Genomic DNA, 13,196 nt, shown 5'->3' with positions numbered 1-13,196 from the left:
TGAAAACCATTTGACATCCCTTTCCGGATATGAAGTTTAAAATCCATGGAAGTTTCGCAAAAAAAATGAAAGGGTATAGGATGAAAGCACTTGCCAGTGATTTTACACAAAAACTAGGACTTGACTTTTCATAGCCTCGATGAAGGACAGAAATCAGATTTACCGAAGGGATTTGTCTTTCATCACCCCGATGAAGGACAGAATTCAGACTTTCTGAAGGAAGTAGTCTTTCATAACCCGGATGAAGGACAGAATTCAAATTTACCGAAGGGATTTGTCTTTCATCACCCCGATGAAGGACAGAATTCAGATTTTCTGGAGGAAGTAGTCTTTCATAGCCTCGATGAAGGACAGAATTCAGATTTTCTGAAGGAAGTAGTCTTTCATCACCCCGATGAAGGACAGAATTCAGATTTACCGAAGGGATTTGTCTTTCATAGCCCCGATGAAGGACAGAATCCAGATTTTCTGAAGGGATTTGTCTTTCATAACCCGGATGAAGGACAGAATTCAGATTTACCGAAGGAAGTAGTCTTTCATAACCCGGATGAAGGACAGAATTCAAATTTACCGAAGGGATTTGTCTTTCATCACCCCGATGAAGGACAGAATTCAGATTTTCTGGAGGAAGTAGTCTTTCATCACCCGGATGAAGGACAGAATTCAAATTTACCCGAAGGAAGTAGTCTTTCATCACCCCGATGAAAGACAGAATTCAGATTTTCTGAAGGGATTTGTCTTTCATAGCCTCGATGAAGGACAGAATTCAAATTTACCGAAGGGATTTGTCTTTCATCACCCCGATGAAGGACAGAATTCAAATTTACTGAAGGAATTTGTCTTTCATAGCCTCGATGAAGGACAGAATTCAGATTTTCTGAAGGAAGTAGTCTTTCATAACCCGGATGAAGGACAGAATTCAAATTTACCGAAGAGATTTGTCTTTCATCACCCCGATGAAGGACAGAATCCAGATTTTCTGGAGGAAGTAGTCTTTCATCACCCCGATGAAAGACAGAATTCAGATTTTCTGAAGGGATTTGTCTTTCATCACCCCGATGAAGGACAGAATTCAGATTTTCTGAAGGGATTTGTCTTTCATCACCCCGAGGAAGGACAGAATTCAGATTTACCGAAGGAAGTGGTCTTTAATAGCATCTTGTGTAGCCAAACAAGGGCATTGGCGATTGAAATTGGTTGAATGGATTATTTTGAGCGGCCAATATGATTAAATGTATTTGAAATAACAACAGCCCCTGCCATTACAATCCTGCTTTCATTCAAACTATAAATCACCTCAAATTTACATACTCCAATAAATTTTCCTCCCTTGTGATTTACTCCGAGATTTCTTATGTGATAAAACACTAATTAACCTTAGAAATACAATAAAACAGCACATGTTATTCCCTAAGAGACATAGCGTGTGCTGTTTTATTGTTCATCCATTGTCTGCCCACTTTTTATGTACATTTCGTTAATTCCAAAAAGGGCCGTCTAATTGCAATTAATGTTGTAACAACAATAGTGTATGACACATAGCATAAATCATATAGCGTATGACATATAGTAGTAAAAATGAGGTGGGTGAATGAGTAATTTATTGAATTCATTAACGACAGAGCTTAGAAGAGGAACGTTGACATTAGCCGTTTTGAGTCAATTACGAACACCGCAGTATGGATATTCACTTGTTCAATTATTGGAGGAATCAGGTATTACGATAGAACAGAGTACCTTATATCCATTGCTTCGCAGATTAGAAAAACAGAACTTAGTGTCGAGCAGCTGGGATACATCTGAGAGCAGGCCCCGTAAGTATTATGTTTTAAGTGAATATGGGTTGGAAATATTCTTGCAGTTAAAAAGGGAATGGTTGAAGACATCTAAAGAGCTCCATGGCTTATTAAAAGGGGAGGAAGATGATGAATCTAATTGAGATTTATATATATGAAGTGACGCGGAGGCTGCCTGAAAAACATCGTGAGGATATTGCACTTGAACTGCGGTCGACGATTGAGGATATGCTTCCTGAGGATTACAGTGAAAAAGATATAAAGGCAGTCCTGGAGAAATTGGGGAATCCAGCAGTATTAGCCAGCGGATACCGGGATCAGCCGATGCACCTGATTGGCCAGCCTTATTTTGACGTATATGTTACGTTATTAAAAATGATTTTACCGATAGCTGCTGTTATTTCTTTAATCTCAACGATTGCTGCCTATTTTATTGGGTACAGTGGAGAGGCCAGCTTAATGAATGGCATTTTAAATATAATCGGTAAAGGAATAGCGGGAATGATTGAAACAGGGATTCAGGTCTTTTTTTGGCTGACCATTGTTTTCGCTATTGTTGAACGAACAGATAAAGGAAAAGATGGTAAACAATATACAAGGTTTCACAAATGGACACCTGATGATTTGAAAACCATCCCTTCTATTCCTAAGAAAAAAGCAATTAGAAAGTGTGAAGTATTTGGAAGTTTAATGTGGACGGCGATTTGGGCAGCACTTTACTTTCATGCGAATCATCTTGTAGGTATATATAAAGGCAGCGGGGAAGGACTTACATTCGTCACTCCAGCTTTCAATCATGAAGTTTTAGTGGGGTATTGGCCCATCGTTGTTGTGGTGATTGTATTAGAAATAGCATTTGCTTTATATAAATTAATCAAGAGACAGTGGACAAAAAGAATGGCCATTTGCAATGCGGTCCTCGAGCTTTTTGGAACGATTGTATTCATTGTTATAGTAAAAAATCCGACTATCATGACCCCAGAATTTATTACGTATATGGCTGATTTATTTACCATTACAGCTCAACAATTGAAAACATGGATCATTGGAGGCAGCCTTTTCATCTATATGTTATCGGCGGCAATGAATGTATTCGATGGCTTCCGCAAGGCCGGAAGTCACTAATTTGTTAAAAATAATTACTAGGATACTAGATATTAACTAACCTTCTCAACGAACAATAACCGAGACCTATTTTGTTTAACATTAAAATAAAAATTGTCCTAGTAAATGTTAGGGCAATTTTTAACTTTGATAAAACTTACATTTCTATAAATTCGGGTGGTGTCACAAGCTTAAGGTGGAATTTTTGTATGAAAAAGAAAGTGAGGATGGGAAGCCAGTCTATTTTTATGATCATGAATTGTCATCACGGTAGAAAGAATCAATAATGTGTTTTCCATCTAATCACCCTTTTTAGTTTTCTATTTTTAATTTTCTTATCACCTGTTTGTATTGCTTCAAAGAATGCAAGGTACCGATAAAACAATTCTTCATCTTGAAATCAGATGAAATAAATAGGATGGCTAGAGTGGGGAAAAATTTTTTTGTACGAAACCGAAGATCTTTCCAATAGATGAAGTAGCCATTCTTCCATGACCGAACAAATGGATAGGCATATTGGGTGCTGGAAAGAAAATCGGAAATGGAAGGATGTTTTTGGCTGTCTGAAACCAGTTCTGGGAAATCTATTTCTTTTGAAAAAGTATGTTCTACAGTTAGACTTCCGTCAGAATAAACCCCAAATAGAAAGTCTTCCTTTGTTTCGATTAAGATATCCCATTTAAACAGGGAAGTGCGCGGGATCAATTTAATCCGGATGGATCGGATAAAGTAGTACTCTAATTTTCTTTTTATCATAAAGGAGTAAAGTGTCCGGACACCAACATATAGGAACAGAAATAGATAGATGATAAGAAAGGTTTTGCCGGCTTCATAGAAAGGGAGCAGACAAAATCCCAGGATATGTACCAGTATAATGACCGGGTCAATTAAAGGGAGTGAATCAAAGGTAATCCACTTTTTTGAGAAAGGAAGCAAGACTTGAGTACCATGCACATTAAATAAGTCAAAAAAGACATGCAGCATAACGGCTAAGAAGGTCCAGAAGAATAGATGGGAAAAAGATGGGACTGTAAAAAGGGAATAAATAATACCTGAAATGGCGGCACTCCATATAGGTAATGCAAAAATGGAATGAGACCATGCTCTGTGGTTTCGATAGTAGCTGCCTTTTCCTTTCACAAGATAAAAAAGATCAAAATCAGGGGCATTGGAACCAATGACTGTCCCTAAAACAACGGCCTGTGTTAGAGAAGCATCATTGGCGATAACAGGATCCATTTGAGCAAGGGCCCCTATACCTGCTCCCGCTATGATGTGAGAAACTGTATCCATTTCATCACTCCTCCCATAATGTCGGCTTTCTTTAAAGTATATTAGAAGTTTGCTTCTTCATTATTAAACGAATGTAAAAAGTATATTGTGTTTTTGTAACGTAAAGTTTGTTTCACTGACTGTTTGAAGGGAATAAATGTCACTTCAACATGATTCAAAAATTTCGGTGTATTTTGTTTGTAAAAAATTAGCATAAATTAATTGAACAAGCGGCCCTTTTTTGCGTTATGATAGATAGGGAAAAACGAAATGAAAAAAGGTGACAAACATTGTCTGAAGAAAATAAGAGTGACAGCAAACAATACGACACATCTATTATTTATGATTATAAGGAGTATCCGGATATCCGTTCAGGCCGTTGTGATAACTGTGGCCACTCGCATTTTAAAAGCAGAGTGAAGGACTATGAATTTATTCGGGAATGCAGAAATTGCGGCATGAAAAAGTCTATTTAACTACATTTTAATATCTAATGGCGATGGTAAATAGAACCATCGCCTTTTTTGCGGTTTGACTCTGCAATGTCCTTTGGCTGCAGCTATTAGATCGAATAATGATCTGGAGAGAAAGAAAACAAAATATACCATCAAGTAAAGAGCTAAAAAATTCTTGCTTTTTGCTGTAAAGTTTCTTAGAATAATAATATCAAAACACTTTACTATATTAAAATATTAGAGAACTAAAAAGATGTGTGGGGGAAATTATGAAAAAGATTATTCCAATATTATTAACTGTTATTCTTGCAATGGTCCTTTCTGCTTGCGGCGGCAAGCAAAATATACCGGACTCTCCAAAAGACACACAAAGTGGAAAAGCAGACGGCGGTAACACATTAGCTGACATAAAAGAGAAAGGCGAGCTGACCATTGGTATGGATGATACACTGCCGCCAATGGAATATCGCAATGATAAAAATGAGTTAGTAGGATTTGATATTGATTTTGCCCAAGCACTTGCGAAAGAGCTTGGAGTCAAGGTGAAATTCGTTCCATCATCATGGGACGGAATCCTTCCAGGTCTAGATGCGAAACGGTTTGATATTATTCTATCTTCCATGAATGTAACGGAAGAAAGAGCAAAACAAGTCAATTTCGTACAATATTTTGGTGCAGGGCAAATTTTGGTTGTGAAAAAAGGAAATCCTTCCAACATCCAGACAGTTGATGATTTAAAAGGAAAAACAGTCGGGGTTCAATTGGGTTCTACTGGTGAAACAGCCGTGAATACTATCAAGGGGATTAAAGAAGTAAAAAAATATGATTTGACGACGGATGTATTAAACGACATGGGACTTGGCCGTGTAGATGCGGTCGTTGTTGGAGAAATGATCGGCCGTTATTATATGAAAGCCAAACCTGGCGTATTTGAAGTGGCAGGTACAGCATTCAATGTACAGCCTATGGGTATTGCAGTTCGGAAAAATGATACGGAGCTTCGAGATGCTTTAGATAAAGCATTAAAAGCAATTGAAGCCAATGGAACATTAAGCGATATAAGCAAAAAATGGTTTGGATCTGATATAACCAAACAGTAAAAGCACAGGGCACCCGCCTATCGGCGTATAGGCGGGCGCGCTCCGACTGAGATCAAGGAATTACGAAGAGCGTAAGCGTTCGATGATGACTTATCACAGGAAGAAGGGCTTAGCCGTCTCACCGATGGCGGCTGGAGCTAGACCATTCTCAACGAAAGCAGCAACATATGTCTTATTAAAATAAAGACCGACGGATAAAGCGGATAACCCTGTTTATCCGTTTTATTATTTTTCAGAGGAGAGAAGGAAATGAATGAATTTTTGTCTTTTGCTGTCACCTATTTACCTTACTTATTAAAAGGCGCATTAGTGACCATTGAAATCGCGGTAGTGGGAGTTATTTTTGGAAGTATACTAGGAATCTTTGTCGGCCTTGGCAGGGTTTCAAAGAACCCTCTTTTATCACAGATTAGCCGGTTTTATATTTGGGTTATACGAGGAACGCCTCTTTTGCTGCATTTATTTATTATTCACTTTGCGATTCCATCTGTATTTCCGTCTCTTACGATGCCGCCATTTGTTTCAGCTTGTATCGCGCTGTCCATCAACGCAGCAGCCTACATTGCTGAAATTGCAAGAGGTGCGATTCAATCCATCGATAAAGGGCAAATGGAAGCAGCACGATCTCTTGGGCTAAGTTCACGCCAGGCTATGAGACGTGTGATTATTCCTCAGGCCTTCCGCCGGATGCTGCCGCCTCTCGGAAACGAATTTATTGCGTTGATTAAAGAATCTTCTCTTGTATCAACAATCGCCTTATATGATTTACTGCGGACAGGTCAGCAAATCATCAGCAGTACGTACCGTTACATGGAGGTCTTTTTCTTAGTAGGGATCATTTACTTATTCTTAACCACCATCATGTCCTTTGTCGTAAGAAAAATTGAGAACAAAGTGGGTGCATATGAATGATTTCATGTGAAAATGTAGTGAAGTCTTTTAATCGTTTAGAAGTGTTAAAAGGGATCGATTTAGATGTATCTGCCGGTGAAGTAGTCGTTATGATTGGACCAAGCGGCTCGGGAAAGAGCACCTTTCTAAGGTGTATGAATCATTTAGAGACACCTGACAGCGGAACAATCACGATTAATGGAAGTGTAGTAGAACCAAAAGAATCTTCATTAAATAAACTTCGGCAGGACATCGGTATGGTTTTTCAGCAATTTAATTTATTTCCACATATGACCGTCATGGAAAATATCATCGAAGCACCAGTTTTGTTGAAAAAAATGACTAAAGACCAGGCAAAGAAAAAAGCCATGGAACTTCTGAAAAAAGTGGGATTATCCGAAAAAGCAGATGAGTATCCAAATCGATTGTCTGGAGGGCAAAAGCAGCGGGTCGCGATCGCTAGAGCCCTGGCTATGGAGCCAAAAGTCATGCTGTTTGATGAACCTACATCTGCCCTTGATCCAGAACTAGTAGGCGAGGTACTGGCTGTTATGAAACAATTGGCAAAAGAAGGAATGACCATGGTTGTCGTCACTCACGAAATGGGCTTTGCAAAGGATGTAGCCGACAGGGTCCTTTTTATGGATGGGGGAGTTATCGTCGAGGCAGGGTCACCAGAAGATATTTTTGAACATCCAAAGAACGAGAGAACAAAAGAATTTTTAGGACATTTAAAATAGGAGGGCTGGTCATGAACGGAGTTTCAAATCAAGAGCTTTCTAAATTAGTCGATGAAAAGGTAGAACAGTTATTTCCTAAACTGGTTGATATCAGAAGACATCTTCATATGAATCCCGAACTAAGTAATATGGAATTTGAAACAACCAAATTTATCAACCATCAGTTAAAGGAATTTCGAATCACTCAAATTCCGGCAGATGTAAAAACAGGGACAGCGGCTGAGATTACTGGGGGTGTTGGTCCGACAGTTGCTTTACGTGCCGACATTGATGCACTTCCCATTCTAGAAAAATCAAATCTTCCGTTTCGTTCAAAAGTGGACGGTGTCAGCCATATGTGCGGCCATGATGTTCATACAACGATTGCATTAGGCGCTGCGGTTGTTTTGCAGGAACTTCGCGAAAGCCTTCCAGGAAATGTACGAGTCATTTTCCAGCCGGCAGAAGAAACAGAGGGCGGGGCTACTTCCATCATTGCTGCAGGACTTTTAAATGGGGTAAAATCCATCATTGGTCTTCATAATTCTCCTGATATTCCAACAGGGACAATGGGAGTAAAAGCAGGGTTCTTAATGGCAAGTGTGGATGATTTCACCATTACGATCAAAGGCAAAGGCGGACATGCGGCCCAGCCTGAAAGAACCATTGATCCAATCGTGATCGGCACTGCTGTTGTCACCCAGCTCCAGACCATTGTGAGCCGCACCGTACCTGCTAAAGAATCGGCAGTCATCAGCATTGGTGCCTTTCAAGCGGGCGCAACCAATAATGTCATCCCTGATAAGGCAATTTTAAAAGGAACGGTCAGAACTTCAAATGAAGAAGTAAGACAACAAATTTATGAGACATTCAAAAAAATAGTCACGAATACCGTTACAGGACTCGGCGGAGAAGTCGAAATTGATTACCAATTTTTAATTCCCGCTGTTGTCAATGATGAAAAAATAACAAAAATCGTTCGTTCCGCTGCGACAGCGGTTGTCGGTGAAGAAAATACGCTTCTTCCAGAACCAACCATGGGGGGAGAAGATTTTTCACATTATCAAAAAGTAGTACCCAGCTGTTTTGTATGGCTAGGCTCAAGAAATGAAGAAAAAGGAATCATCCACGGCCTGCACCACCCTAAATTTATGGTCGATGAAGAAGCAATTAAAATAGGTGTAAAATGGATGGTCCAATCGGCGTTTATGCTGCTGCAGGAAGATTAAGGATTAACATCATACTATGTAAGTAAAGGCGGTTTTCTCCATTCTATGGTGAAAATCGCCTTTTTCAATATATAAAAATAATATGAGGGTGGAACTTACCTGACAAATGGAAATCATATCAGCAAATAAAGGAGTTGTTATGGAACAACACGAGGAATTACTAAAAGTATGGAAAGCCCTTTTTTAAGAAAAACAAGACCCTAGAGTCACATCAATGTAAGTGTTAAGAAGCTTGATTGAAAGAATTTGCTTCGAGTCAGCCTATCGACAAAAAGTAAACATCAAAAAACCATTGCAGAAAACGTATAAGCTCTGCAATGGTTTTAATAGAATCTCTTATTTTATAAATTACCAACCGACAAGTATTTTGTCTCCAGGTATGGTTCAATACCCTCGATGCCGCCTTCACGTCCAAGGCCGCTTTCCTTCATTCCTCCGAATGGGATATGAGCACCGGATGGGGCACCATCATTCCAGCCAATGATTCCAAAATCTAAATGATCATGCAGGTAAGTACCTGTTTTATAGTTATTTGTGAAGAAATAGGCTGCGAGTCCAAATGGGGTGCTATTGGCAATTTCTACAGCTTCTTCAAGGGTCTTAAAGGTAATGATAGGTGCAACAGGTCCGAAGGTTTCTTCCTGCATGATCACCATATCCTGCTTGACGTTGGTCAAAACGGTAGGGTAAACAAAGAAATAGCCTTGTTCTTTATCGGCGTTGTATTGATTTCCAACTAAAACTTCGGCTCCTTTTTCAACCGCATCCTGAATTTGGGCCACAATTTTGTCATAACCTTTTTCATTAATGATTGGTCCTACTTGGGTTTCTTGATCAAGACCATTCCCCACTTTTAATTTGCTGACCTCATCCGCAAATTTTTGCGAGAAGGCTTCGGCGATATTTTCATGGACAATAATCCGGTTCGCACATACACATGTTTGTCCAGCATTTCTAAACTTCGTGGCGATCGTTTGCTTAACGGCAAAATCAAGATCAGCGTCTTCGGCGACGATAAGGGGAGCGTGGCCGCCCAATTCCATTGTTACATGTTTTACCGTATTGGCACTTTCTTTTATTAATTGCTTTCCAATCGGAGTAGAGCCTGTAAACGTAATTTTTCTGATGTATTCACTGCTTGTAAAAATTCTGCCAACGACAGAGCCAGATCCATTGACACACTGGATGACATCCTCAGGAATACCTGCTTCATGTGCCAGCTCCACTAATCTTATAGTCGTTAAAGGTGTTTCTACAGCAGGTTTTACGATAAATGGACAGCCGGCTGCCAAAGCAGGAGCAGCTTTTCTTGTCATCATGGCTGCCGGGAAATTCCATGGTGTGATCGCTGCAACCAGCCCGATCGGCTGTTTGCTGACTACGATCCGCTTCGTTTCCGTTGAAGCAGGGACAGTACGCCCATAAATTCTTTTTGCTTCTTCCGCATACCAATCAATGTAACTTGCAGCATAATCAACTTCACCCAATGATTCATACAAAGGTTTTCCGTTCTCCAGTGTCATAATCTCAGCGATTTCTTCTTTATGTTCCTTAATGATTTGAGACCACTTGGATAATAAGCGGGAGCGTTCATGAGCATTGACTTTTGCCCATTTTTTAAAGCTGTCATGTCCTGCTTTTATTGCTTGATTGATTTCTTCTTCTGTATTGATTTGGACTTCTTTTACCACTTGGCCTGTCGCCGGATTTTTGACGAGTATTACATTCCCCATTTTTTTACCCTCCTATACGCATTTGGTATTATTGAAATGCTTTTTCTAGAATAGCAAGCCCTTTTTCTAATTCTTCATCTGTAATCACTAATGGAGCCAGGAATCGGATGACATTGCTCTTAATACCTGCAGTCAGCAGCAGGAGCCCATTTTCGTTTGCATATTTGGCAATTTCCGATGTTTTGGCTTTGTTTGGACGTTTGCTTGTACGGTCTTCAACGATTTCACAAGCAACCATTGCTCCTAAACGGCGGATATCCCCGATATAGTCATGTTTACCGGCCAATTCACGCAATTTTGCTTCAAACTTTTGACCAAGAATTTCAGCTTTTTCAACTAATTTTTCTTCTTCGATTACATCAATAACGGCTAGTGCTGCAGCACATGCAACCGGGTTTCCTGCATAGGTTCCCCCCAGTTCACCAGGTTCGGCAGCATTTAGAATTTCAGCTTTTCCTACAACCCCGCTTAGCGGAAGACCCGCAGCTAAAGACTTAGAAACCGTCATTAAGTCAGGGACAACATCAAAATGGTCAATCGCAAATAATGTACCTGTACGTCCAAAGCCTGTTTGAATTTCATCAGATACAAATACAATACCATGCTCTTTACAGAACTCATTTACAGCCTGCACAAATTTCTTCGGTGGAACAATAAATCCGCCTTCTCCTTGAACGGGTTCCATTACGACGCAGGCAACCATTTCAGGAGCTACTGTACTAATAAAGAAATCTTTAAAGTCTTCAATCACTTGGTCGACATAGGCTTCGTCCGTCATGCCGGCTGGTTTATGGTACATGTTAGGATATGGAGCTTGATAAATTTCCGGCGCAAAAGGGCCAAATCCAAATTTATATGGTTTGACTTTACTTGTCATTCCCATGGTTAAATTCGTTCTGCCGTGATAACCGCGGACAAATGATACGACCGCAGGTCTATTGGTATACCGCCGGGAAATTTTGATGGCATTTTCAACTGCTTCTGCTCCTGAATTAAAGAAAATCGCCATTTTATCAAAATCACCAGGTGTGATTTCACATAATTTTTCTGCTAGATTAATATAACCGTCATACATCATAACGTTGAAACCAGGATGTAAAAATTTATCTACTTGATTTTTTACTGCTTCCGTTACCTTTGGATGAGTATGGCCGACATTCAGCGTACCAATGGCACCGGCGAAGTCGATCCATTCTTTTCCGTCAATATCTGTAACAGTTGCACCGGAAGCATGAGCTGCAAAATTTAAATTGCCGTTGCTTACGCCTTTAGGGACATATTTTTTTCTCTTTTCTTGTAATTCCTTTGTGGATAAATAAGAAACTGTCATCACGAACCCACCCTTTTCAGATTTATAATAATGTTTTAATAATAGTATCCTGAAAGTCTGATATAATGAAAAGTACCAAAAAACAAAAAACTTTGGTACCAGAAAGATCAGAGGTGTTTGAAATGTTTATAAAAATAGACAGGAATACCGATTCTACTTATATTTACAAACAAATCTACCAGGGTATTAAGGAAAGTATTTTGAATGAAAAAATTCATTCGAATGAAAAATTACCTCCCAAAAGAGTGTTAGCTGACGAATTAAATGTAAGCGTTAACTCTGTATCTAATGCATATGAACAGCTGCTCGCCGAAGGATACATTTATACGGTTGAAAGAAAAGGCTACTATGTGGAAAATATTGCTCAATTTATTGAAAAAGAGGATGTTATCAAAAATAAATTACCTGATGATTTAAAAGAAGAATGGATGGATAAAAAGGGATGGCTTTCTTTATCCCATATGACGGCGGATATATCCATTTTTCCTTTTAAGGAATGGATGAAGCAGCAGCAGCAGGCAATCCAACAATACAAAAGAGAGTTATCGGAAATTACCCATCACCAGGGTCCCTATATAGTAAGAAAAACGATATGCCGCATGCTTGCCTTATCGCGGGGAGTCCATTGCGAGCCGGAACAAATTATTATTGGAGCAGGTACTCAGTTACTCGTTCGGCAGCTGATGGCGATACAGGATAAACAAAAAATTATCGCTATGGAAAATCCCGGCTATGCCCGTAATTATAATTTATTAAGGAATATGCATTTTAAGGTGCTTCCTATTCCATTAGATGAGCAGGGAATCAATATGGAAGAAGTAGAAGCATCAAACGCAAATTTTGTGTTTGTCACACCATCACACCAATTTCCAACCGGGAGAATTATGCCGATTTCAAGGCGTATCGAGCTGTTAAACTGGGCGATTCAAACGAATGACAGGTATATTGTTGAGGATGATTATGACAGTGAATTTAAATATGAGACCGACAATATTCCTTCCCTGCAAAGTTTAGACCGTCATCATCGTGTCATTTATATGGGGACTTTTTCGAAAACCATGCTGCCGGGTATGCGGGTTAGCTATATGGTATTACCCCCGGAATTATTAAGGGAATACCGGGAGAATTATCATGATTTAATGCAGCCCAGCAATTCGCTTATTTTATACACATTACACTATTTTATTGAAAGCGGTGAATATACAAAACATTTAAAGCGGATGAATCACCAATATGAAACGCGCAGAAAAATTTTAATCAAACATCTTCAAATGCGCTTTGGCAAAAAAGTCCAAATCGAAGATATTCCTGCAGGCCTGCATTTTCTTGCCCGTTTTCATTCTGAAAAAGGCTATCAGGAAATTGAAGAGAGAGCCAGGGAAATAAAGCTTGAAGTCTATTCCATGAGACGTTTTATGTTAAAAGATAACTTTGAAGAAAAAAATCGAATTGATTTGGTTCTGGGGTTTGCCAATATTAGTGAGGAAAACATCCCGGAGGCAGTTGAGCGGTTGTATCAGGTTTTTTGATAAACGTTTTGGCGGATGTCACGCTAGAAATTTTGGAT

The 13,196-nt window shown here is 39.4% G+C and carries 13 protein-coding genes; 10 read left to right on the top strand and 3 right to left on the bottom strand.

Features of this window, described 5'->3' with window-relative positions:
- Positions 1-120: 120 nt before the first annotated feature.
- The 4 genes from M3183_RS21195 to M3183_RS21180 all read left to right on the top strand — a co-directional run bounded on the left by M3183_RS21195 (position 121) and on the right by M3183_RS21180 (position 2,921).
- The gene (locus M3183_RS21195; protein ID WP_251472719.1) at positions 121-705 is read left to right on the top strand and encodes a hypothetical protein; all 585 of its coding nucleotides are present in this window, start codon (positions 121-123) and stop codon (positions 703-705) included.
- Positions 650-1,201 carry a hypothetical protein gene (locus M3183_RS21190; protein WP_251472718.1) on the top strand — a complete coding sequence of 184 codons (552 nt, stop codon included), beginning with the start codon at positions 650-652 and terminating at the stop codon, positions 1,199-1,201. Before M3183_RS21195 ends, M3183_RS21190 begins: the two co-directional genes overlap by 56 nt.
- 390 nt (positions 1,202-1,591) lie before the next feature.
- Positions 1,592-1,939: a PadR family transcriptional regulator gene (locus M3183_RS21185; protein ID WP_251472717.1), complete on the top strand. Its 348-nt coding sequence runs from the start codon at positions 1,592-1,594 to the stop codon at positions 1,937-1,939.
- The gene (locus M3183_RS21180) at positions 1,926-2,921 is read left to right on the top strand and encodes an HAAS signaling domain-containing protein (protein ID WP_251472725.1); all 996 of its coding nucleotides are present in this window, start codon (positions 1,926-1,928) and stop codon (positions 2,919-2,921) included. The genes M3183_RS21185 and M3183_RS21180 overlap by 14 nt, the downstream gene beginning before the upstream one ends.
- 291 nt (positions 2,922-3,212) lie before the next feature.
- Here M3183_RS21180 and M3183_RS21175 read toward each other — a convergent pair whose 3' ends face one another.
- On the bottom strand, positions 3,213-4,193 hold the full coding sequence (locus tag M3183_RS21175) for a metal-dependent hydrolase (protein ID WP_251472716.1): 981 nt from the start codon (positions 4,191-4,193) through the stop codon (positions 3,213-3,215).
- A gap of 269 nt (positions 4,194-4,462) precedes the next feature.
- Between M3183_RS21175 and M3183_RS21170 the strand changes: the two genes are divergently transcribed.
- The 5 genes from M3183_RS21170 to M3183_RS21150 all read left to right on the top strand — a co-directional run bounded on the left by M3183_RS21170 (position 4,463) and on the right by M3183_RS21150 (position 8,566).
- Positions 4,463-4,648: a hypothetical protein gene (locus M3183_RS21170; protein ID WP_251472715.1), complete on the top strand. Its 186-nt coding sequence runs from the start codon at positions 4,463-4,465 to the stop codon at positions 4,646-4,648.
- Positions 4,649-4,896: 248 nt separating this feature from the next.
- Positions 4,897-5,727 carry an amino acid ABC transporter substrate-binding protein gene (locus tag M3183_RS21165; RefSeq protein ID WP_251472714.1) on the top strand — a complete coding sequence of 277 codons (831 nt, stop codon included), beginning with the start codon at positions 4,897-4,899 and terminating at the stop codon, positions 5,725-5,727.
- A gap of 249 nt (positions 5,728-5,976) precedes the next feature.
- Complete coding sequence (locus M3183_RS21160) at positions 5,977-6,639, top strand: amino acid ABC transporter permease (protein WP_251472713.1); 663 nt, start codon at positions 5,977-5,979, stop codon at positions 6,637-6,639.
- Complete coding sequence (locus tag M3183_RS21155) at positions 6,636-7,358, top strand: amino acid ABC transporter ATP-binding protein (protein ID WP_251472712.1); 723 nt, start codon at positions 6,636-6,638, stop codon at positions 7,356-7,358. Before M3183_RS21160 ends, M3183_RS21155 begins: the two co-directional genes overlap by 4 nt.
- 11 nt (positions 7,359-7,369) lie before the next feature.
- The gene (locus M3183_RS21150; RefSeq protein ID WP_251472711.1) at positions 7,370-8,566 is read left to right on the top strand and encodes a M20 metallopeptidase family protein; all 1,197 of its coding nucleotides are present in this window, start codon (positions 7,370-7,372) and stop codon (positions 8,564-8,566) included.
- A 341-nt stretch (positions 8,567-8,907) separates the two neighbouring features.
- Here the strand turns inward: M3183_RS21150 and M3183_RS21145 are convergent, their stop codons facing one another.
- Both M3183_RS21145 and gabT read right to left on the bottom strand, forming a co-directional pair.
- Positions 8,908-10,299 carry an NAD-dependent succinate-semialdehyde dehydrogenase gene (locus M3183_RS21145; RefSeq protein WP_251472710.1) on the bottom strand — a complete coding sequence of 464 codons (1,392 nt, stop codon included), beginning with the start codon at positions 10,297-10,299 and terminating at the stop codon, positions 8,908-8,910.
- Positions 10,300-10,327: 28 nt separating this feature from the next.
- Positions 10,328-11,629: a 4-aminobutyrate--2-oxoglutarate transaminase gene (gene gabT, locus M3183_RS21140; protein ID WP_251472709.1), complete on the bottom strand. Its 1,302-nt coding sequence runs from the start codon at positions 11,627-11,629 to the stop codon at positions 10,328-10,330.
- A 122-nt stretch (positions 11,630-11,751) separates the two neighbouring features.
- Between gabT and gabR the strand changes: the two genes are divergently transcribed.
- Positions 11,752-13,158 carry a MocR-like transcriptional regulator GabR gene (gene gabR, locus M3183_RS21135; protein ID WP_251472707.1) on the top strand — a complete coding sequence of 469 codons (1,407 nt, stop codon included), beginning with the start codon at positions 11,752-11,754 and terminating at the stop codon, positions 13,156-13,158.
- The last annotated feature ends 38 nt before the right edge of the window (positions 13,159-13,196 follow it).

Source organism: Neobacillus mesonae (assembly GCF_023715155.1).
In the GTDB taxonomy this organism is placed as follows: Bacteria; Bacillota; Bacilli; order Bacillales; family Cytobacillaceae; genus Neobacillus; species Neobacillus mesonae_A.
Note: the sequence above shows the minus strand (reverse complement) of the source record. Positions and strands in the feature narration are given on the sequence as shown.

Bases quoted from the DNA above. Each gene is read 5' to 3' on its own strand.
- gabR (WP_251472707.1), top strand. From the start codon at position 11,752: ATGTTTATAAAAATAGACAGGAATACCGATTCTACTTATATTTACAAA.
- M3183_RS21145 (WP_251472710.1), bottom strand. From the start codon at position 10,299: ATGGGGAATGTAATACTCGTCAAAAATCCGGCGACAGGCCAAGTGGTA.
- M3183_RS21160 (WP_251472713.1), top strand. From the start codon at position 5,977: ATGAATGAATTTTTGTCTTTTGCTGTCACCTATTTACCTTACTTATTA.
- gabT (WP_251472709.1), bottom strand. From the start codon at position 11,629: ATGACAGTTTCTTATTTATCCACAAAGGAATTACAAGAAAAGAGAAAA.
- M3183_RS21180 (WP_251472725.1), top strand. From the start codon at position 1,926: ATGAATCTAATTGAGATTTATATATATGAAGTGACGCGGAGGCTGCCT.
- M3183_RS21150 (WP_251472711.1), top strand. From the start codon at position 7,370: ATGAACGGAGTTTCAAATCAAGAGCTTTCTAAATTAGTCGATGAAAAG.
- M3183_RS21185 (WP_251472717.1), top strand. From the start codon at position 1,592: ATGAGTAATTTATTGAATTCATTAACGACAGAGCTTAGAAGAGGAACG.
- M3183_RS21165 (WP_251472714.1), top strand. From the start codon at position 4,897: ATGAAAAAGATTATTCCAATATTATTAACTGTTATTCTTGCAATGGTC.
- M3183_RS21155 (WP_251472712.1), top strand. From the start codon at position 6,636: ATGATTTCATGTGAAAATGTAGTGAAGTCTTTTAATCGTTTAGAAGTG.
- M3183_RS21190 (WP_251472718.1), top strand. From the start codon at position 650: ATGAAGGACAGAATTCAAATTTACCCGAAGGAAGTAGTCTTTCATCAC.
- M3183_RS21175 (WP_251472716.1), bottom strand. From the start codon at position 4,193: ATGGATACAGTTTCTCACATCATAGCGGGAGCAGGTATAGGGGCCCTT.